At 40.6% G+C, this 19,749-nt stretch carries 15 protein-coding genes and 2 pseudogenes; 10 read left to right on the top strand and 7 right to left on the bottom strand.

Features of this window, described 5'->3' with window-relative positions:
- Positions 1 to 153 precede the first annotated feature (153 nt).
- Positions 154 to 951: a 4-hydroxy-tetrahydrodipicolinate reductase gene (gene dapB / locus BG00_RS10235; RefSeq protein WP_036982374.1), complete on the bottom strand. Its 798-nt coding sequence runs from the start codon at positions 949 to 951 to the stop codon at positions 154 to 156.
- A gap of 339 nt (positions 952 to 1,290) precedes the next feature.
- On the opposite strand from dapB, the gene BG00_RS10230 reads away from it, so the two are divergent.
- Together BG00_RS10230 and BG00_RS10225 are read left to right on the top strand one after the other, a co-directional pair.
- Positions 1,291 to 2,604 (top strand): Na+/H+ antiporter NhaC family protein, encoded by a 1,314-nt coding sequence (locus BG00_RS10230; RefSeq protein ID WP_036982371.1) that lies wholly within the window; start codon positions 1,291 to 1,293, stop codon positions 2,602 to 2,604.
- A gap of 118 nt (positions 2,605 to 2,722) precedes the next feature.
- Positions 2,723 to 3,511 (top strand): nucleoside-binding outer membrane protein, encoded by a 789-nt coding sequence (locus BG00_RS10225; RefSeq protein ID WP_036983441.1) that lies wholly within the window; start codon positions 2,723 to 2,725, stop codon positions 3,509 to 3,511.
- Between the two features lie 84 nt (positions 3,512 to 3,595).
- Here BG00_RS10225 and BG00_RS10220 read toward each other — a convergent pair whose 3' ends face one another.
- On the bottom strand, positions 3,596 to 4,393 hold the full coding sequence (locus BG00_RS10220) for a M48 family metallopeptidase (protein ID WP_036982369.1): 798 nt from the start codon (positions 4,391 to 4,393) through the stop codon (positions 3,596 to 3,598).
- Between the two features lie 170 nt (positions 4,394 to 4,563).
- On the opposite strand from BG00_RS10220, the gene BG00_RS10215 reads away from it, so the two are divergent.
- The gene (locus BG00_RS10215; RefSeq protein ID WP_036982367.1) at positions 4,564 to 5,763 is read left to right on the top strand and encodes a Bcr/CflA family efflux MFS transporter; all 1,200 of its coding nucleotides are present in this window, start codon (positions 4,564 to 4,566) and stop codon (positions 5,761 to 5,763) included.
- A 27-nt stretch (positions 5,764 to 5,790) separates the two neighbouring features.
- On the opposite strand, the gene grpE is transcribed toward BG00_RS10215, so the two are convergent.
- Together grpE and BG00_RS10205 are read right to left on the bottom strand one after the other, a co-directional pair.
- Complete coding sequence (gene grpE / locus BG00_RS10210) at positions 5,791 to 6,402, bottom strand: nucleotide exchange factor GrpE (protein ID WP_013465165.1); 612 nt, start codon at positions 6,400 to 6,402, stop codon at positions 5,791 to 5,793.
- Positions 6,403 to 6,460: 58 nt separating this feature from the next.
- The gene (locus BG00_RS10205; RefSeq protein WP_036982366.1) at positions 6,461 to 7,426 is read right to left on the bottom strand and encodes an HrcA family transcriptional regulator; all 966 of its coding nucleotides are present in this window, start codon (positions 7,424 to 7,426) and stop codon (positions 6,461 to 6,463) included.
- A 167-nt stretch (positions 7,427 to 7,593) separates the two neighbouring features.
- On the opposite strand from BG00_RS10205, the gene nadK reads away from it, so the two are divergent.
- From nadK to BG00_RS10185, 4 genes are all read left to right on the top strand, one after another.
- Complete coding sequence (gene nadK / locus BG00_RS10200; RefSeq protein WP_036982364.1) at positions 7,594 to 8,478, top strand: NAD(+) kinase; 885 nt, start codon at positions 7,594 to 7,596, stop codon at positions 8,476 to 8,478.
- 75 nt (positions 8,479 to 8,553) lie between these two features.
- Entirely contained in the window at positions 8,554 to 9,111 is a 558-nt protein-coding gene (locus BG00_RS10195) for a hypothetical protein (RefSeq protein ID WP_036982362.1), read from the top strand.
- A 75-nt stretch (positions 9,112 to 9,186) separates the two neighbouring features.
- Positions 9,187 to 10,860: a DNA repair protein RecN gene (gene recN / locus BG00_RS10190; protein ID WP_036982360.1), complete on the top strand. Its 1,674-nt coding sequence runs from the start codon at positions 9,187 to 9,189 to the stop codon at positions 10,858 to 10,860.
- Positions 10,861 to 10,908: 48 nt separating this feature from the next.
- Complete coding sequence (locus tag BG00_RS10185) at positions 10,909 to 11,226, top strand: hypothetical protein (protein ID WP_013465170.1); 318 nt, start codon at positions 10,909 to 10,911, stop codon at positions 11,224 to 11,226.
- Between the two features lie 222 nt (positions 11,227 to 11,448).
- Here the strand turns inward: BG00_RS10185 and BG00_RS10180 are convergent, their stop codons facing one another.
- Both BG00_RS10180 and gltB read right to left on the bottom strand, forming a co-directional pair.
- Entirely contained in the window at positions 11,449 to 12,864 is a 1,416-nt protein-coding gene (locus tag BG00_RS10180; RefSeq protein WP_013465171.1) for an FAD-dependent oxidoreductase, read from the bottom strand.
- Positions 12,865 to 12,873: 9 nt separating this feature from the next.
- Positions 12,874 to 17,331, bottom strand: coding sequence for a glutamate synthase large subunit (gltB, locus tag BG00_RS10175; RefSeq protein ID WP_036982359.1), 4,458 nt, complete (start codon positions 17,329 to 17,331; stop codon positions 12,874 to 12,876).
- A 772-nt stretch (positions 17,332 to 18,103) separates the two neighbouring features.
- Here gltB and BG00_RS17410 point away from each other — a divergent pair.
- From BG00_RS17410 to BG00_RS10160, 3 genes and pseudogenes are all read left to right on the top strand, one after another.
- Entirely contained in the window at positions 18,104 to 18,406 is a 303-nt protein-coding gene (locus tag BG00_RS17410) for a hypothetical protein (protein ID WP_036982358.1), read from the top strand.
- A pseudogene (locus tag BG00_RS17785) lies at positions 18,390 to 18,629 on the top strand (ABC transporter ATP-binding protein); the annotation flags it as partial. The gene BG00_RS17410 and the pseudogene BG00_RS17785, both read left to right, overlap by 17 nt.
- A gap of 1 nt (position 18,630) precedes the next feature.
- Positions 18,631 to 19,087: pseudogene (locus BG00_RS10160) on the top strand (sensor histidine kinase); the annotation flags it as partial.
- Positions 19,088 to 19,289: 202 nt separating this feature from the next.
- Here BG00_RS10160 and BG00_RS10155 read toward each other — a convergent pair.
- The gene (locus tag BG00_RS10155) at positions 19,290 to 19,628 is read right to left on the bottom strand and encodes a Grx4 family monothiol glutaredoxin (protein ID WP_008113155.1); all 339 of its coding nucleotides are present in this window, start codon (positions 19,626 to 19,628) and stop codon (positions 19,290 to 19,292) included.
- Positions 19,629 to 19,749: the final 121 nt, after the last annotated feature.

Here is a 19,749-nt window from a genome sequence, read left to right as displayed (position 1 = left end):
TGAGTATAATTGGAAACACGCATTTAGTAATTTTTGGCAAATTGGCTGCATTCTACATGAAGTTGGCTTTTAGGTCTAACGCTAATTAGTAAGTTGCAATAAATAAGTGGTTATAGCAAAAAACCACCTCAAAGCGTTAAAAAAGGAACTTAACTACTTTAAATCTAGCACATCTTGCATGTCATAAAGTCCTGCGGGTTTATTTTTCAACCACTGCGCAGCTCTTATAGCACCTAGCGCGAAGGTCATTCGCGAACTTGCTTTATGGGTTAATTCAAGTCTTTCGCCCATTGTAGCGAAGTAGGCCGTGTGTTCACCTACTATATCACCGCCTCTTAGCACCGAATAACCAATTTCATTTTGTGATTTGGCCTGCTCTATATTGTTGCGATCATAAACGGCAACCTCATCATGATCCCACCCTTTTGCCTGAGCAATCGACTCGCCAATGGCAAGTGCAGTGCCCGATGGCGCATCAATTTTATGACGATGATGTGCCTCAAAAATTTCTATATCTAAATCATCGCCTAGTTTTGTCGCTGCCGTTTGCACTAAGTTAAGCAGTAAATTTACGCCCACGCTATAATTACGCGCAAATACAATCGGAATATGTTTAGCGGCATCCGTTAATAGCGCCATATCGTCATGAGTTAAGCCGGTGGTGCCAATTACCATAGGTGTTTTTTGCTCAACGGCTGTTTTTAAATGATTTCTCATGCCTTCAGGCAAAGTAAAGTCTATAAGCACATCAACATCAGCAACCTTGCTCTCGTCGCTAAAGCTAATGGCTTTGTCGGCTGCACTGTTTACTTGATTTACATTAATACCCAATAACGATGAGCTGCTGCGAACATACGCACCACCAAGTTGTGTTTGCTCTTTAATTGTCGCGGCTTCTAATAGGGCTAAGCCCATTCTGCCGTTAGCACCAAAAACACCTATTCGATTCATTGTTATTGCCTTAATCTGATTTAGTTGGATCTGTTGTTGCGTACCCTGACTAATTTGCCGACCTAAACTTGCTTTGAGCAATTATTAGCCGCATATAATCGCACACCGGTAGATATTATCTAAAAGTCGTGCAATAGTCAGGTAAGCCCTTAATTAAATAATAATAACAATACCAGTTTACTTTAGCCATCTATACATTTAAACTTCTCTTTCGCGTCGATTTGGTCTTTGGCTTGCGGGCGCTGTGGTCATCTACTTTTCAATTAAAGAGTGATCTACTAAATTCAGCTAAAAGAGGAGTTTTGGCTGTGGTTATATTAACTGGTTATGAGGAATACAATGCAGCCATCATTTGATAAAAATAAAGCAAGATTTTCTTTGCTCCCCCTACTCACCTTTGTTGCTATTTTTTTAGGCTCAGGCTTATATTTGCAATCTCAAGGGGTTGATTATGCATTTTATCAACTCCCAGCACCGGTCGCTATTTTACCTGCGATTGTTTTAGCCTTTATTTTAAATAAAGCCAGTATTAATCAAAGTGTAGAAACCTTTATTAAAGGCGTGGGTAATAACAATATTATTACCATGTGTCTTATCTATTTATTAGCAGGTGCTTTTTCTGCGGTTGCAGGTGCAACCGGTGGCGTTGACGCGGTTGTTAATGCTGGTCTCTCACTTATTCCCCCTTCATTACTTCTGCCTGGTTTGTTTTTAATAGCGGCGGTTATTTCTACTGCGATGGGCACGTCAATGGGAACTATCGGTGCTATTGGCCCAATTGCTTATGCAGTATCAATGAAAACAGGGATTGATCCTGCTTTAATGGCCGGTACCATTGTATCTGGTGCTATGTTTGGTGATAACTTATCAATAATTTCTGACACCACGATTGCTGCTACGCGTACGCAAGGCTGTGAAATGAAAGATAAGTTTAAAGAAAACCTTAAAATTGCAGTTCCGGCCGCCATACTCACTATTGCATTGCTATTACTTTTAACGCCTGCAGCACAAGTAGTTAATACCAAAGACTACGATATTTTATTAGTACTTCCGTATGCCTTTATTTTAGTCTTGGCGGTAATGGGCTTTAATGTGTTTGTCGTGCTGTTAAGCGGTATTGTGTTTGCCGCATTAATGGGCTTTACTGGCAGCTATGAAGGTGCAAGCTTTGTAAAAGATATTTACAAAGGCTTTAGTGAAATGCAGGAAATATTTTTACTGTCTATATTTATTGGTGGCCTCTCTGAGTTTATTCGTATTAATGGCGGCCTCGACTACATCGCTCAAAAGATTCAAGCTATTACTAAAGTCATTGCCAAATGGCACCGTAAAGTAGCTGATCAGTTAGGGATCGCGGCGTTAGTTGTCACCAGTAATATGTGTATTGCCAATAATACTGTGTCTATTATTGTGACAGGTCCTATTGCTAAAAAACTGGCTGATGATGGCGAAATTAGTGGTAAACGCTCTGCCAGTTTATTAGATATTTTTGCTTGTGTAACCCAAGGGTCTTTGCCTTATGGCGCGCAAGCATTATTACTCGGTGCTACATTTAAAATTAGCCCATGGGATGTTTCAACCTCATCTTACTACTGCTTTATTTTAGCTTTTACCGCGATTGCGGTGATTTGCTTACGTCGTAATAAAGCTTAAAGCTTGTTTAAACAGTGTATTAGCTGCGTGCTAATGCACTGTTTATCTCAATAAATAATTAACAAATTAACCGTGTTTGCTATAATGTGATATTCAGCGTGTCACATAAAATATGGTTATGAAAATTAAAAACTTACTTCCTCTCGTTGCACTAAGTGTGTGTGCCTTAAGTTCAACAGCTACCGCTGCTAATTGGAGCAATACGGCGCTTCATATTAACAACGGCAACCACAAAAACCCATTTACTGAACAAAAATCTAATACCACGGTGTACTCAATTGAACATGCTTCTGGGCATGATTATGGCGATAACTTTTTCTTTATTGATTACAGTACCGACAGCAACGATGATGGCTTTCAAGATCAAGACTTTTATTTTGAAGGTTACTCTACCCTTAGCTTATCTGCTGTAATGGACGAAAAAGTAGCGTCAGGGGCCCTCGTTGATGTTGGTCTAACCATGGGTATTAATGCTGCTGGCGATGCTAAAGTAGTTAAATATTTACCAGGCGTAAAATTAAGCTGGGATGTGCCTGGTTTTAATTTCTTTTCAACCCTTATCAGTGCATACATTGATGATAGCGAAGGCGTTGCAAAAGGCGGTGCCCCCATTGAAACTAACAGCTGGATGTTTGATGTAGCCTTTGATTACCCGTTCATGATTGGCTCGCAAAAGTTTAACGTAAAAGGCCATGCAGAGTACATTGCTGAACGAAAAGATGAGTTTGGTAACGATGTGCGTGCTTGGTTTTTAGCCCAACCTATTATTGTATGGGATATGGGACATGCGCTAGAAATGAAAGAAAATACCTTACTGTTAGGTATGGAATGGCAATACTGGCACAATAAATTTGGTACTGATGTTAGCGAATCAGTACCACAAGTTCACTTAGAGTGGACTTTTTAGGTTCTAGGTTCTAGTAACATGATAATTGAAAAGCCTGTCAGTTTATATCTACAGGCTTTTTTAATTGTATAATGACTATTTAAATTACAACTTACACTGCGGGTTTTTACCTTTTGCCTTAGCTGCTTTTTGCTCACTAAGCGCTTTACTCATTTGTGACTGCAAATTGCTAATACGGCTGGTCGGTGCTGGGTGAGTTGATAAGAACTCTGGCGTAGCCCCACTGCCCGCTTGGCTCATATTTTGCCAAAGCGTCACAGACTCTTTGGGATTAAACCCTGCTTGCGCCATAAGATCTAAACCAATTGTATCCGCCTCTGACTCGTGTGAACGACTAAAGGGTAAAACCACACCATATTGAGCACCTAAACCAAGGCCTTGCATAATTTCATCACGGTATTGCACGTTACCTATTTCAAGCGCCGCATTGCCCAGCTGCATTCCCGTTTGTAAAATAGAACTTTGTGAGACCCGTTCATTTGAATGCTCAGCAATCACGTGTCCAACTTCATGGCCTAAAACAGTGGCAACCTGATCTTGATTTGTGGCTATTTTTAAGAGCCCCGTATGTACACCAATATAACCGCCAGGCAATGCAAAGGCGTTTGCAGATTCATCTTCAAATACCACCACTTCCCAATTTTGAGATGCATATTCTGTAGGAAGCACGGCCACGACTTTTTCAGCAATGCAATTGACGTAACTATTTACTTTTGGGTCTTTATTTATCGGCTGCGTTTTTTTCATCTCTGCAAAACTGGCAGTGCCCATTTGAGTCATTTGCTGATCTGAGTAAAGCGCAATTTGCGTGCGCCCAGTTGGTGATGTTTTACAACCTGCTAATACTGCGCTGGCTAGAACTACCAAAACCAATTTTTTCATTGTGTTACCCTAAAAAAGTTTGTTACTAAGTATAGAATACCAAACGCGGTGTTATTTTAAAATCTTTGCTTTTTGCGATTAAACAATTAAGTTAGCAGGCAAACTAAGTTTATCCAAGGCTACTGCCCTGTTATAATGCTGGGCCTATATTCGTTGTTTTGAGTTTTTAAATGAGTGCTTCGGCTTCTTCTTTTAATACCCGTATTTTATTGCCTTTATTAGCCAGTATTGTCGCGATCACGCCTTTAGCCATTGATATGTATTTACCGGCGATGCTGGTGATTGCCAATGATCTCAATACCAGCATGCCAAATGTTCAAATATCGTTGAGTATATACTTAGCGGGTTATGCATTGGGCATGTTGTTTTTTGGTCCTATAGCGGATCAAATTGGCAGGCGTAAACTGGCACGGATAGGTCTCATTTTATTTGGCTTAAGTTCACTGGCGTTAGCATTTACCACTGAAGTGCATGCTTTTTGGGGGTTAAGAGCTGTACAGGCATTTACAGGCGCGGCCGCTACGGTTGTCGTCCCAGGGATCATTAGGCATATATATCAAAAAAATACTGCTAAAGGTATGTCTTACGTGTCTATGATTATGATGATAGCGCCTTTACTTGCCCCCTCTATCGGCTCGGTTATTTTAGGCTTTTCGGTATGGTCGACTATTTTTATTGTTTTAGCGAGCTATAGCTTTGTTATTTTACTCTTTGTGCAACGTTACTTAATCGATATTCCAATATTTAAAAATGAGCGAAAAGGATTAGCATTATTCTTCTCAAGTTATAAAGTGGTTTTAAGTAATACGCACGCCCGCGCCGATATTTTAAGCTCGATGCTTGTGTCGTTTGGCTTTTTTTGCTTTTTAACGTCCGTCCCTTTTATTTACCTCGACCTATTTAAAGTATCAGAACGATTGTTTGGCCTGTTATTCGCTTTTAATGTAATGGCGTTGATGTTTGGTAATTTTTTAAATACTCGCGTAGTGCCACGTATTGGCTCACGCAAAATGCTTTATTATGGCTTAATGTGTGGCTTTATCTCTGGCGCAGCATTACTTAGCTTTAGCGTATTAAACTTATCACTTTACTTTATTGTTGCGGCTATTGCTCCGTTGATGATGAGCCTAGGTATAATAGCAAGTAACGCAGATTCGTTGATTTTGATGAAATTTGAGCAAAATACAGGGACTGCAACCGCGGTTATTGGCACCTTACGTTTTGGTAGTGGCGCATTAGTAGGCCCTATATTAGCGGTAATGCATGCACAAAGCGCAGTTCCATTTTCAAGTTTAATGTTCAGCGCAGTTGTACTCACTATTCTAGTGCAGTTAGTTCATTATTTTAAAGACAAAAAAAATGCCTCATAATGAGGCATTTTTTAATTGTATACTTAGTTAAGCATCAGCTGCTTTAGATACCATAACCATTGCAGGACGTAATAAACGACCGTTTAATGTGTAACCTTTTTGCATTACTGCTAACACAGTATTAGGCGTCACATCATTACTTGGCTGAATCGACATTGCTTGATGAAAATCTGGGTTAAACTGCTCACCTTGTGGGTTTACAATTTCAACGCCAAATTTAGCCACTGCATCGTTAAAGCTTTTTACTGTCATATCAATACCTTCTAACAAAGGCTTAAGCGTTTCATTTTCTTTATCAGAGAACTCAATAGCACGCTCTAAGTTGTCTATAACAGGAAGTAATTCGTTAGCAAATTTTTCAAGTGCAAATTTGTGCGCTTTCTCAACATCTTGTGCAGCACGACGACGCATATTGTCAACGTCAGCAGCAGCGCGAACGACGCTATCTTTCTGATCTGCAATAGTTTGTTTTGCCGCTTCTAACTCAGCATATAGCATTGCAATTTCTGCTTCAGGGCTTTGCTCTTGCTCAGCGTGTTGTTCTGCTGCTTCTACTGCAGCCTCAACGTCGGCTTCCATTTGCGCCACTTCTTCGTTCAATTCTACTTCTTGCTCTGGGTTTTGTGTCTGCTCAGACATAAAATATACGCTCCAATTCTTTACAACTGCGGTAATTATGGGGATTGAATAAAAAGATTCAAGAGCCCGATGGCTCTAATAGTTTAAATTCTTGGATTATTTTCTCTAATTGCGCTGATTTCGGACAAATAACACAAAAACGACTTTGATATTCCTGATTTTGAAAGTACGGCACAGTGATCACAATGAGATCATCACAGGTGCTAAAAGGTAAGTTTTCAGCACTGAGAATTGAGACCCCATTTTTAAATGCAAGCTTATCTTCCACAAAATTTAAAAATGAAACACCAATATTAAGACTTTGCTCACAATCTATTTTTTTATAAAGGTAGTTTTCGCCCACCACGATACTGTTATCTGAGCCTAATTTTTGGCTTAGTTCACGCGTCCATTGAGTTAAAGAGTCATGACAATTACGCGGTGCCGTATTTGCCATGGCCTGCATTCTGTATAGCCCTTCAATGAGCGTTTGCTGACTAAATACAGTGTTAAGCCAAGTGGCAAACTCGTAGCGCTGGCCGTCACTAGGATCATCAGGCTTGTTAATGCAAATATTATGGCTTTGCCCTGCTCTGTCTAAAAGTAAGATAAGCCAGTTGTTTGCATCAAAGTCGAGCACTTCTACTCTAAATACCTGCTGTGTTCTAACCTGCGGTAGCCCCACACAACAACACACTTGGTAACGTTGACTCAAACCATGGGCCAATTCGACTAGCTCAGCCTGTTCAGGCTGCCAATAATTAGCAATAGCACCCAAAGTAAAAAACTCATCAAACCAATAGTCAAACCCATCATTGGTTGGCACTCGACCAGCCGATGTGTGTGGTGAATACAACAAGCCTATTTTTTCAAGGCGCGCCATCGCGTTACGCACAGTGGCAGAGCATACCGCCATACCTTTTTGTTTTGCAATTTTTGTTGACGGCACAGGTAAACCATCGCCGTTACAGTACATACTCATAACAGCGGCAAATATTTGCTGATCTCGTGGATTTAGTTTCATGTTATCTACATCTTTATACATGACTATTATATCGGGGCTAGCTATTATTATTTCAAGTAAAAAAAATACAATAAATCTAAATTTTACAGTGAATTAATTAAATCCGCTGGGTATTACTAAAATCCATGTTTTCAAACACTTCTGTTTTAGGTTACTCTACAAATATTAGAACTTTCAGTGTATTTATTATGGATTCTCCCTTTAATACTATCGGCTTGATTGGTAAGCAAAATCACCCTAATGCTGCCGCTACTTTACAACGATTACATACGTTTTTATTAGCTTTAGGCTTTGAGGTGATTGTTGAAAAACGTACAGGGAGTCAACTTAGCGATGTACCAAGCGACAAACTCGTAAAGCTCGTTGATTTAGGCGAGCGTGCCGACTTGGCGATTGTGGTTGGAGGTGATGGCAACATGCTGGGTGCTGCACGGGTGCTTGCTCGCTTTGATATAGCCGTAATTGGTGTAAATAGAGGTAATTTAGGCTTTTTAACTGATTTGAATCCAGAAGGGTTTGAGGGCAGTTTAGAGCAGGTACTCAGCGGCGATTACATTGAAGAAAAACGTTTTCTATTAGAAGTTGAAGTGTATCGACATAACGAACTTAAAAGCGCTAATTCTGCCGTAAACGAAGCTGTGCTCCATGCTGATAAAGTAGCACATATGATTGAGTTTGAAGCCTTTATAAACGATGACTTTGTATTTTCACAACGTTCCGATGGTTTGATTGTATCCACTCCAACAGGGTCAACAGCCTACTCTTTATCGGGCGGCGGTCCTATTTTAACCCCAGAACTCAACGCCATGTCATTGGTTCCTATGTTCCCGCATACTTTATCAAGCCGCCCTTTAGTGGTAGATGCCGATAACGAAGTACGTTTAAAGCTTAGTTTAGAAAATACCGATAGCTTACAGGTAAGTTGCGACAGCCATGTTGTACTTGCCGTATTACCCGGTGATGAGGTCGTTATTCGCAAAGCAGATAGAAAATTACGATTAATTCACCCAAAAAATTACTCTTATTATAATGTGCTTCGTAAGAAGTTAAACTGGGGTAGCCGGTTATACTAATTTTATTGCCAAACGTGCAACTTTAGCGCAAAATATTGGACTAGAAATTTTAAATATCGTCAGGAAAAAGTAGTAATGAATTATGTGGTATTTCTTGCTTTATTATTGTTAATTACTTTACTTGGCAGTTACTTACTCATTGAAAGTAATCGTAAAAAGACTATAGAAGCAAAGAAAAAGCTGTTTAACGAGCGCGTTGCAAGTACTCAATCACGTTTAAAAATAAAACTTAACGAGTTACTTGATGCAAAAGTCATTAGTGCTAAACACCTTCCTCGAATTCAAGCAGTCGTCAGTAATTTTTTTGTGGTACAGCCACACACCGATGAAAATTTAAATAAGCTAGAGTCACTATGCGATTTACTTATTAATATACTTAATGAAGAACTAATAAAAACCTATAAAAATAATAACAGCCAAGCTTTTTCCGACACCACTCAGTATTTTATAGCAGAGTTGCCAGCTCAAGGTATTTTATATAACAAAAACTTTTACCAAGAAGTTCTTCCTACGCTAATTTTAAAGTTAAAAACTGAAGAAATAGCGCAACCAATTGATAATATTGAGCTTAGCGATGAAATACCCCTTATTGATGATGAAAAAGTAACGCTTAATGAATCGAGACTCGCTTAAATTATAGAAATTTAATTTGCAAAAACCTAAAACACTGTATAAATTAACAGTTAATTCACTGAATGGATGAACAGTATGTTAATTGGTTTAGAAATTAAAAATTTTGCAATCGTAAGTAATTTAAGCACAGAATGGCATTCGGGTATGACCGCTATCACCGGTGAAACGGGAGCAGGTAAATCGATAGCCATTGATGCATTATCATTGTGTCTTGGAGAGCGAGCAGAAGCGTCTGCTGTCCGCCCAGGTACTGATAAAGCAGAGGTAAGTGCACAATTTGATTTAAGCAATTTACCACTCGCTCATGCCTTTTTAGAAGAGAACATGCTTAATAACGACGACAACGAATGTTTACTTCGTCGAGTTGTTTGTAAAAATGGTCGCAGTAAAAGCTATATTAATGGCAGCCCTGTTACCGCTGCACAACTAAAAGAGCTAGGCCAATATTTAATTTCTATTCATGGTCAACATGCGCACCAGCATCTATTAAAAGCAGAACACCAGCTACAACTACTCGATGCTTATGCAGGCCATCATAATCTTGTTAATGCTGTAAGCCAGCGCTATAAACAATTTGCTGACTTACAAAAAGAATTTAAACAGCTAGAACAACAGCAGCAGCAACAAGCCGCGCAAAAGCAGCTATTGGAGTATCAAGTTGCAGAGCTTGATGAATTTGCATTGCAGCCAGATGAGTTTGAGCAAATAGAAGCCGAACATTATAAACTCAGTAATAGCCAAACTATATTGCAAGCCTGCCAGCACGAGTTGCAGCATTTATATGAAAGTGATGAACAAAATGCGTGCTCCCTTTTACAGCACAGCGCCCAGCAATTTACTGAACTTGCACAGTATGATGAAAGCTTAGCCAGTGTGGCAACATTATTAGCAGAAGCCGCTGTCCAAGTTGAAGAAGCAAGCCGAGAAGTACGTAATTACACTGAACAAGCCGACTTGGACCCTCAGCGATTAACTGAGGTAGAAAACAGACTCAGTGGTGCAATGGACTTAGCCAGAAAACACCATATAAAACCCCAAGAGCTCGTTGAATTTCATCAAACTATTGCACAAGAGCTTGAGTCGATAAGTAATAACAGCTCACGTCTTGAGCAACTTGAAGGTGAAATTGAACATGCTCTTGAGGATTATCAAAACGCCAGTGAACAATTAAGTGCAAGTCGCCACCAATATGCGAATACATTAAATGGATTGATCAGCGAAAGCATGGCTAATCTATCTATGGAAAATGGCGTATTTGAAATAGCATTGACTGCACAAAACGATCGCGCTCCAAATAGCTTAGGCTTTGATAATGTTTCATTTTTAGTATCAACAAACCCAGGGCAACCATTGCAACCTTTAGCAAAAGTAGCCTCGGGTGGTGAGCTATCACGCATTAGTTTGGCTATTCAGGTTATTATTGCGCAAAAAGTCACGACCCCTACGCTTATATTTGATGAAGTGGATGTTGGTATTTCTGGCCCAACAGCTGCTGCTGTTGGTAAACTACTGCGCCAACTAGGTAAGTCTACGCAAGTAATTTGTGTGACCCATTTACCGCAAGTGGCCAGTAGCGCTCATCAGCAGTTTTTTGTTGCCAAAGAAATTGCAGACGGTGAAACATTTACGCATATGCTGGCATTGAATAAAGATGGTCGAGTAAATGAGATTGCTCGATTACTGGGTGGTGATAACATTAGCAAAACAGCTAAAGCAAATGCAAAAGAGCTTATAAAAGCGCACGGATAAAGTGAATCGCTTTACAGTGCGTTACCTTGATACGGTGAGGATACATTAATGCAAACGACGGTCATTTATTTTGGCTTAGCAATTAACTGGCTGCTACTGATTGTCAGTATACTTTTGGCTGTTTTTAGTAAGTTTAAACATACACAATTTAAGCAGAGCTTATATCGCTTTTTAAATGTGGCATTAATTGTACATATTGTTATTGCTGTTATGTTAGTTTTTAGCAGCACAGCTATTAGTGGCTTAATAACACTAAGTTGGTTAGTTATTGGCCTACAGCTTGTTTGTAACGTTATTTGCTATAAAAGTGTGAAACGCCGACAAGCCAGAGTGAAACCGAGCCTAGATCACTTCTCGATGGATTAACTAACAGCGCGTTTAAAAAAGCCCACAATCTATGTATTGCGGGCTTTTTTATTTGTAAAATCTTATAATTGTAAATAGCTAGGTCAAAACCTACGTCCCTTTTTGTAGACCTTAAACACCGACTATGGAACCATAAATATTTACCTTTGTTTGTAAAACTGAGGAAATAAAAAAAGCAAACCAGAAGGTTTGCTTTTGACTCCATTCTAACAAAAGCATTATTTACACTTTTAAATAATCCATAATGCCTTCTGCAGCGTTACGCCCCTCAAATATAGCGGTGACCACTAAGTCTGAACCACGAACAATATCGCCACCAGCAAATATTTTAGGATTAGTGGTTTGATGTGTAAATTCACCTTGCTCGGGTGCATTAATACCACCCCAGTGGTTAATTTCTACGTCGTACTGCTCTAACCAATCCATTTTATGTGGCTTAAAACCAAATGCCATAATCACTTGTGTGGCTTCAATAATATGCTCTGAACCCGGTACTTCCTCGGCGCGACGGCGGCCGTTTTCATCTGCCTCGCCAAGCTGAGTTTTTACCATTTTAACACCGGCTACAGCACCTTTGTCATCAAGTACAATCCCTTTAGGCTGAACGTTATAAGTAAAAATGACGCCCTCTTCTTTGGCATTTTTTACTTCGCGTTTTGAACCAGGCATGTTCTCTTCATCACGACGATAAGCACACGTTACTTTTAACGCGTTATGACGAATAGAGGTACGCACACAGTCCATTGCTGTATCACCACCACCTAGTACCACTACTTTTTGGTTTGCCATATCAATGCAAGCTTGTTTAGACTCATCGTAACCCATAACACGATTAGTGTTACCAATTAAAAATGGCAGGGCATCATGTACTCCCGGTGCATCTTCGTTCTCAAGCCCCGCTCGCATACTCTGATAAGTCCCCACGCCCAAAAATACAGCGTCATACTCATTAAGTATTTCATCCATGCTAATGTCTTTACCTACTTCGACATTAAGCTTGAATTCAACACCCATTTCGGTAAATATTTCGCGACGTTTTTGCATGACTTCTTTTTCTAATTTAAAAGAAGGAATACCAAAGGTTAACAGCCCACCAATTTCAGGATGACGGTCAAATACCACAGGCTTTACGCCATTACGCACTAAGATATCTGCACAGCCCAGGCCCGCAGGCCCTGCGCCAATAATGGCAACTTTTTTATCAGTCCATGTCACATAGGACATGTCTGGTTTCCAGCCCATTTTAAACGCGGTGTCGGTGATGTATTTTTCAATATTACCGATTGTTACTGCACCAAACTCTTCATCTAATGTACATGAGCCTTCGCATAAGCGGTCTTGCGGGCATACTCGTCCACACACTTCTGGCAAACTGTTAGTACGGTGCGATAGCTCAGCGGCCTCTAAAATACGCCCTGTACGGATCAGTTTTAACCATTGTGGAATATAATTATGTACTGGACATTTCCACTCACAATAAGGGTTACCACAATCAAGGCAACGATCCGCTTGTGAATTAACCTGATTTTCTGAAAAGGGTTCATAAATTTCTACGAACGATTTTTTACGCGACGAGATTGGTTTTTTGCGTGGGTCTACACGCTGCACGTCTATAAATTGATATACATTTTCGCTCATACTGCCCCCTTATTGCGCCTGAACACGTAGTTCGGCGCTACTGCGAGCGCGGTGCCCGAGTAAACTTTTTACGTCACTTGATTTAGGTTTTACTAATTTGAACATCGGTAAATAAAGTTCAAAGTTAGCTAAAATAGTTTCTGCTCTGCATGAGCCTGTTAGCTCTAAATGATCAGCAATTAAGCCGCGTAAATGCTCTTGATGTGAACTTAAGTCATCTAAAGTAACCACTTCAACCAACTCTGGGTTAATGCGTTTCTCAAAATCACCTCGTTCATCTAAAATGTAAGCGAAACCACCGGTCATACCTGCACCAAAGTTCACTCCTACATTACCAAGTACACACACAACGCCACCGGTCATGTATTCACAACCGTTATCACCTACGCCCTCAACAACGGCTTGCACGCCTGAGTTACGTACAGCAAAACGCTCGCCTGCACATCCTGCTGCAAACAATTTACCGCCGGTTGCACCATATAAACAGGTATTACCAATAATTGTTGCTTTATGACTTTCAAATGACGAACCCAATGGTGGGCGAATAACTAGCTTACCGCCCGCCATCCCTTTACCAACGTAATCGTTAGCATCGCCAACCAAAGTCATTTCAAGGCCACCAGCATTCCATACACCGAATGACTGACCAGCTGTACCATGTAATTCAATAACTACCGGATCTGCGGCCATGCCTTGATTACCGTGTTTATCAGCAATATAACCAGAGAGCATAGCGCCAACCGATCTATCGGTATTACAAATACGACTTACTAATGAAATGCCACTTGAGTTATCTATTGCCTCTTGTGCCTTGCCTAGTAAGCTCTCATTTAACTCACCTAAATAATGCGAGCTATTTGGTGCACTGCAAAACAAAGTTTCACCTGTTGGGTTATTTGGCTGAGCGATAACCGCTGATAAATCTATTTTTTGCTGCTTCGCTGTTTTGCCTTCAATGGCTTCGAGTAAGTCTAAGCGACCAATTAAATCGGTTAGGTTTGCAACCCCTAAACTTGCCATAATTTCGCGCGCTTCTTGAGCAATAAACTTAAAGTAGTTCATCGCCATTTCTGGCAGGCCATGATAATGCTTTTGACGTAATGTTTCGTCTTGTGTTGCCACACCTGTCGCACAGTTATTTAAGTGACAGATTCGTAAGTATTTACAGCCTAATGCCACCATAGGCCCTGTGCCAAAACCAAAACTTTCGGCGCCTAAAATGGCCGCTTTGATGATATCAAGGCCCGTTTTTAAACCACCATCTGTTTGCAGGCGAATGCGATGGCGAAGGCCATTTTCTACCAAGGCTTGCTGTGTTTCAGCAAGTCCCAACTCCCATGGGCTGCCAGCGTATTTAACCGAGGTTAATGGACTTGCACCTGTGCCACCATCATAGCCTGAAATAGTAATTAAGTCGGCATACGCTTTCGCTACACCGGTTGCAATTGTGCCAACACCCGGTTCAGATACCAGTTTTACAGAAATCAATGCATTCGGGTTTACTTGTTTTAAGTCAAAAATCAGCTGGGCTAAATCTTCGATAGAATAAATATCGTGATGCGGCGGAGGTGAAATAAGTGTCACACCCGGTACCGAGTAACGAAGCTTGGCAATATAGGGAGTGACTTTTTCACCTGGTAGTTGTCCGCCTTCCCCTGGTTTAGCGCCTTGTGCCACTTTTATTTGAATAACATCAGCGCTACGTAAATAATGGGGCGTTACACCAAATCGACCCGAGGCTACTTGTTTAATACGTGAATTTTTTTCTGTACCGTAACGCAGCTTATCTTCGCCACCTTCACCAGAATTTGAGCAGCCACCTAAACGATTCATGGCAATTGCGAGTGCTTCATGCGCTTCTGGCGATAATGCACCAATACTCATGGCCGCTGAGTCAAACCGTTTATAAAGCTCAGTGGCAGGCTCTACCTCATCAATGCTTATACCCTTTTCTGGCAGCTTTAATGTCAACATATCGCGCAGAGTCGCAACTGGACGGTGATTAACTAGCTTTGCGTATTCGCTGTAATCACTGTACTCGCCGCTACGTACTGCTTTTTGTAACGTTTGAATCACATCAGGATTGTAAGCATGGTACTCGCCGCCGTGAACGTATTTAAACAAGCCACCATGGCTTAATAATTTACGTTTACTAAGCGCCAGTTTATGCAAGCTTTGCTGATCGTCATCAAAGTCGCTAAAACATGCCCCTTTAATACGACTCGCCACGCCTTTAAAACACATCTCAACAATAGCGTCCGATAGACCAACCGCTTCAAACAACATTGAACAACGATACGAAGCCACGGTACTAATGCCCATTTTAGACATGATTTTGTACAAGCCTTTATTAATTGCTTGACGATAAGCCAGTGTAACTTCACTGTATGACTTATTAATTACCTTGGTATCGCTCATAGCCACAAGTGACTCGTACGCTAAATACGGGTAAATTGCGGTTGCACCAAATCCAAGTAGTACCGCAAATTGATGCGCATCGCGAACGCTGCCAGTTTCAATAATAATATTTGACTCACAGCGTAAGTTATTATCTACCAAGCGTTTTTGTACCGCACCCACCGCCATAGCAGCAGGAATAGGTAATTGATTGTCATCAAAGTTACGATCCGTTAATACCAGCATAATGCAGCCAGATGCGGCTTTTGCTTGTGCTTCATCACAGATGCGCTTTACCGCATTCTCAAGGCCTTCTTCTACGGTATAAGTAATATCAATCTTACAATAGCTGTAGTGCGCTTCATCGGCGTTAAGTAGCTGCTGCATATCAGCGTACATTAAAATAGGCGTATCAAATTGCAGGCGTTTAGCGTGCCCTGTTGTTTCATTAAATACGTTTTGCTCACTGCCAATACACGTTGCCAACGACATTACATGGTTTTCACGTAACGGATCAATTGGCGGATTAGTAACCTGAGCAAACTTTTGACGGAAATAATCATAAAGTGAACGGTGCCCTTCGCTCAGTACGGCAAACGGCGTATCGTCACCCATTGAGCCAGTGGCTTCTTGCCCATTTTCACCCATGACACGAATGACGCTGTCTAGCTCTTCGTTAGTATAGCCAAACATCTTTTGGTATTTGACAAGGGTTTCATCATCAAATGAGCGATTGCCCGCATCTTGCTCGGTAAGTGCTTCAAAAGGCGTTAATCGTTTAACGTTTTCTTCTAACCACGACTTATAAGGGTGGCGTGATTTTAAATCTTGGTCAATTTCATCTGAATGCCAAATTTTGCCTAATTTAGTATCAATAACGAGGAGTTCGCCCGGGCCAACACGTCCTTTTTCGACCACTTCGTCAGCGGTGTAATCCCATATCCCAACTTCAGAGGCTAAAGTAATAAAGCCATCTTGAGTAATGATATAGCGCGCAGGGCGCAGGCCATTACGGTCTAAGTTACAGGCAGCAAAACGCCCATCCGACATAACAATCCCTGCAGGGCCATCCCACGGTTCCATATGCATAGAATTAAAATCATAGAATGCGCGAAGGTCGTCATCCATAGCACGGTTTTTTTGCCATGCTGGCGGTACCAGCATACGCATCGCACGGAATAAATCCATACCACCGGCTAAAAACAGCTCTAGCATATTATCGAGGCTAGATGAGTCAGACCCTGTTTCATTAACAAACGGCGCTGCGCTTTGTAAATCAGGAATAAGCGGCGAAGCAAATTTATAAGAGCGTGCACGGGCCCACTGACGGTTACCTTCAATAGTATTAATTTCACCATTGTGCGCTAAATAACGAAATGGTTGCGCTAAAGGCCAGCGAGGCTGTGTGTTTGTAGAGAAGCGTTGATGAAAAACACAAATAGCACTGGTCATGCGAATATCAGCAAGATCGAGATAAAAATTTGGCAAGTCAGCAGGCATCATTAAGCCTTTATAGATGGTGACTAGCCCAGATAAGCTCGCAATATAAAATGATTCATCATCCATCAAGCGCTTTTCTGCACGACGACGTGCAACATATAAACGTCGCTCTAAATCTTTAGAACGCCAGCCTTCAGGCGCACTAATAAAAATTTGTTCAAACCCAGGCAATTGCTTTAGGGCTATAGGTCCTAACATTGATGGATCGGTAGGGACAACACGCCAACCTAAAATATTAAGCGTTTCTTTTTCTAGTTCTTCGCTTAAAACATCTTTAGCTGCTTGTGCTAATACCGGATCAGCATTGAGGAAAATCATCCCAACGGCGTAATTTTTACCTAAATGCCAATTATTTTCAGCAGCAATAGCACGAAAGAAGCTGTCTGGTTTTTGAAGTAACAAGCCACAACCATCACCCGTTTTACCATCAGCAGATATACCGCCGCGGTGCTGCATGCGATCTAAACCGGTGATCGCCGTACGGATGAGTCGGTGACTCGCTTTGTTATTAACTTGGGCTATTAAGCCAAAGCCACAATTATCTTTTTCTAGTTTTGAGTCATATAACATGGACCCCTCCCCTTGCTGCACTGTTAACGTGGATGAACGGCTCGACGATTTGCTAACAGACGATCAAAATTAGCGTTATTCCTAAACTGAGTCAATATCTTTCTGAATATATATTCATTATATTGAATATATTTCAACTTCATTAAAAATCATAAAACAATGCTAAATATTAACATTTGAGTAGATATTGGATCGAAAACTTTAATGACACCGGTGTTATTTTTAATAACTTGTAAATAAAGCCTCCTCACAATAAGCAGTTTACGTAAACGTAAACGAGCCACAATGTGAATAACTATTCACCGAATGTCATTCAATCATTTTTGCTTTATTCGTAATACATCTAAACATGACATTTAATTACATCGACTTTTATTAGCACATAGTTTATTCAATGAATTTGCACGTTAGTCTTATGCTATGCATTAATTATCAACTTTCTTTGCTTTACGTTGAGGTAATCTCACCCCGCAGCGGACACTTTTTATGTCCGCGGACATATAAAAATAAAAAGTAATTAAATTCAAAAAGATAAAAAATGGAGCGCTATTCGAGTATCGCATAACTACATTAATTTTGAGGGCATTTAATGTTTACTATTGGCTTATTTTTAATTTCACCAATTATTCTGTTTATTGCCTCGCTAATGATTACTGTGTTTGAAAAACACTAAGCAAAGAGAACAAATAATGATTAAAGACACTAGCGGGCAAGACATGCAAATCTCACGACCTATAAATTTTAAAAAAACATATGGCTGTTTATATTTATTGTGGGCTTAGTTGCTCTATGTGTATATGCATTATTAAATACTGATCAAGAAGGTACTATCTCGGTTGATAGAGTAAGCCTACAAATAGCCACAGAGGTGCGCCAATCGCTAATACGCGATGCTGCAGCCAGCGGTAAAATTGTGGCCGCCAGAGCACCAAAAGTTTACAGCCCTGAACGAGGCTTTGTTTCATTGAAGGTAAATGCTGGTGACTCAGTAAAACTGAATGATGTAATAGCCATGGTTGAGAGCCCCAAGTTCACAAACGAATTAAAGCAGCAACACTATTTTAGCTCGTCTTGAAGGCGAGCTACGATTTTTATTAGCCGATGAACCAACTGGTAATCTCGACAGCCTTATGGCTCGTCAAATAATGGAGCTGCTTGAACAAATAAATCGTGATGGCGCAACCATTGTCATGGTTACCCATGATGCAGAACTTGCTCGGCGTGCCCCTCGAAACATTCAAGTTGTAGACGGTCAACTTGCTGATTTCACCTTGTACCAAGGTGCACAAAACCTTAAAAAACGAGTTCGTTCAAGGCTATGGTTGGGTTTGCTAAACTTCCACCACCTATAATAACGACGGTTGACTGGCATTCATTACTCGACCAATTACAAAGCCAATGGCAATTTAATTTCGACCTTCAAAAAGACATCACTACACAAGCCGATCAAACCCAAATAGAACAATTGCTCATTAACCTGTTGAATAATGCACATGAATCAGAGTCGCTAGCAGAGCATATTAGTTTAAAAGTAACACAAGATAGTCTCGGCACTCATATTAATGTGAGCGACAAAGGAAAAGGCATGAGTGAAACAGTTATGGCTAGTGCGCTTATCCCTTTTTGTTCTACCAAGGTGGCAGGAAGTGGATTAGGTTTGGCACTGTGTCGAGAAATTGTTGAAGCCCACCATGGGCAAATTAGCCTACACAATCGGGACGTCGGCGGGATCAGTGTTTTTGTAAGTTTACCTTGAGAGTTGTTTAGCTTTAAGGCTGAAAACTCATCCAATTTAGAAATGATACAATCGCGTTCTGAAGTTTATGACCTAGTGAGCTAAGTAAAAACCGCGAAAAGCTGCCTACTCATTCGGTACTGTCATCGTATAAGCAACTATGAGTAAATACTTTATAGACATAAAAAAAGCTGCAAATTGCAGCTTTTTTTTACTTAAACGCTTATTCAGCGTCTGCAGGTTTATGCTTTGCAGCTGTTTCAGTGATCAGTGGTTGTAATTCACCACGTTGAAACATTTCAATGATAATGTCACAGCCACCAATTAACTCGCCTTCAACCCAAAGTTGCGGGAAGGTAGGCCAGTTAGCGTAAGCAGGAAGCTCTGCACGAATGTCTGGATTAAGTAAAATATCCACATATGCAAACGGTTCACCGCACGACATTAATGCTTGTGATGCTTGTGAAGAAAAACCACAATTAGGCAGTTTTGGTGATCCTTTCATGTATAAGATGATTGGGTTTTCAGCAATTTGCTGTTTAATTTTATCGATGGTTTCCATTTACAACCTCAAAATGACGATAGCGAACACATTAGGCCTTGAAAAAGTTTCACTGTGGCCTCAGATATATAGATTAACATAGGCAATTAAAGCCTCAATCTTAAATAGCTTTAGCAAGAGC

The sequence above is a fragment of the Pseudoalteromonas sp. SCSIO_11900 genome, assembly GCF_000576475.1.
Classification (GTDB): Bacteria; Pseudomonadota; Gammaproteobacteria; order Enterobacterales; family Alteromonadaceae; genus Pseudoalteromonas; species Pseudoalteromonas tetraodonis.
This window is presented reverse-complemented; position numbering and strand designations above follow the sequence as displayed.

What these genes read in the sequence shown, in the direction of transcription:
- dapB (WP_036982374.1), bottom strand. Translation starts at nt 951, where the DNA reads ATGAATCGAATAGGTGTTTTTGGTGCTAACGGCAGAATGGGCTTAGCC.
- BG00_RS10230 (WP_036982371.1), top strand. Translation starts at nt 1,291, where the DNA reads ATGCAGCCATCATTTGATAAAAATAAAGCAAGATTTTCTTTGCTCCCC.
- BG00_RS10225 (WP_036983441.1), top strand. Translation starts at nt 2,723, where the DNA reads ATGAAAATTAAAAACTTACTTCCTCTCGTTGCACTAAGTGTGTGTGCC.
- BG00_RS10220 (WP_036982369.1), bottom strand. Translation starts at nt 4,393, where the DNA reads ATGAAAAAATTGGTTTTGGTAGTTCTAGCCAGCGCAGTATTAGCAGGT.
- BG00_RS10215 (WP_036982367.1), top strand. Translation starts at nt 4,564, where the DNA reads ATGAGTGCTTCGGCTTCTTCTTTTAATACCCGTATTTTATTGCCTTTA.
- grpE (WP_013465165.1), bottom strand. Translation starts at nt 6,402, where the DNA reads ATGTCTGAGCAGACACAAAACCCAGAGCAAGAAGTAGAATTGAACGAA.
- BG00_RS10205 (WP_036982366.1), bottom strand. Translation starts at nt 7,426, where the DNA reads ATGTATAAAGATGTAGATAACATGAAACTAAATCCACGAGATCAGCAA.
- nadK (WP_036982364.1), top strand. Translation starts at nt 7,594, where the DNA reads ATGGATTCTCCCTTTAATACTATCGGCTTGATTGGTAAGCAAAATCAC.
- BG00_RS10195 (WP_036982362.1), top strand. Translation starts at nt 8,554, where the DNA reads ATGAATTATGTGGTATTTCTTGCTTTATTATTGTTAATTACTTTACTT.
- recN (WP_036982360.1), top strand. Translation starts at nt 9,187, where the DNA reads ATGTTAATTGGTTTAGAAATTAAAAATTTTGCAATCGTAAGTAATTTA.
- BG00_RS10185 (WP_013465170.1), top strand. Translation starts at nt 10,909, where the DNA reads ATGCAAACGACGGTCATTTATTTTGGCTTAGCAATTAACTGGCTGCTA.
- BG00_RS10180 (WP_013465171.1), bottom strand. Translation starts at nt 12,864, where the DNA reads ATGAGCGAAAATGTATATCAATTTATAGACGTGCAGCGTGTAGACCCA.
- gltB (WP_036982359.1), bottom strand. Translation starts at nt 17,331, where the DNA reads ATGTTATATGACTCAAAACTAGAAAAAGATAATTGTGGCTTTGGCTTA.
- BG00_RS10155 (WP_008113155.1), bottom strand. Translation starts at nt 19,628, where the DNA reads ATGGAAACCATCGATAAAATTAAACAGCAAATTGCTGAAAACCCAATC.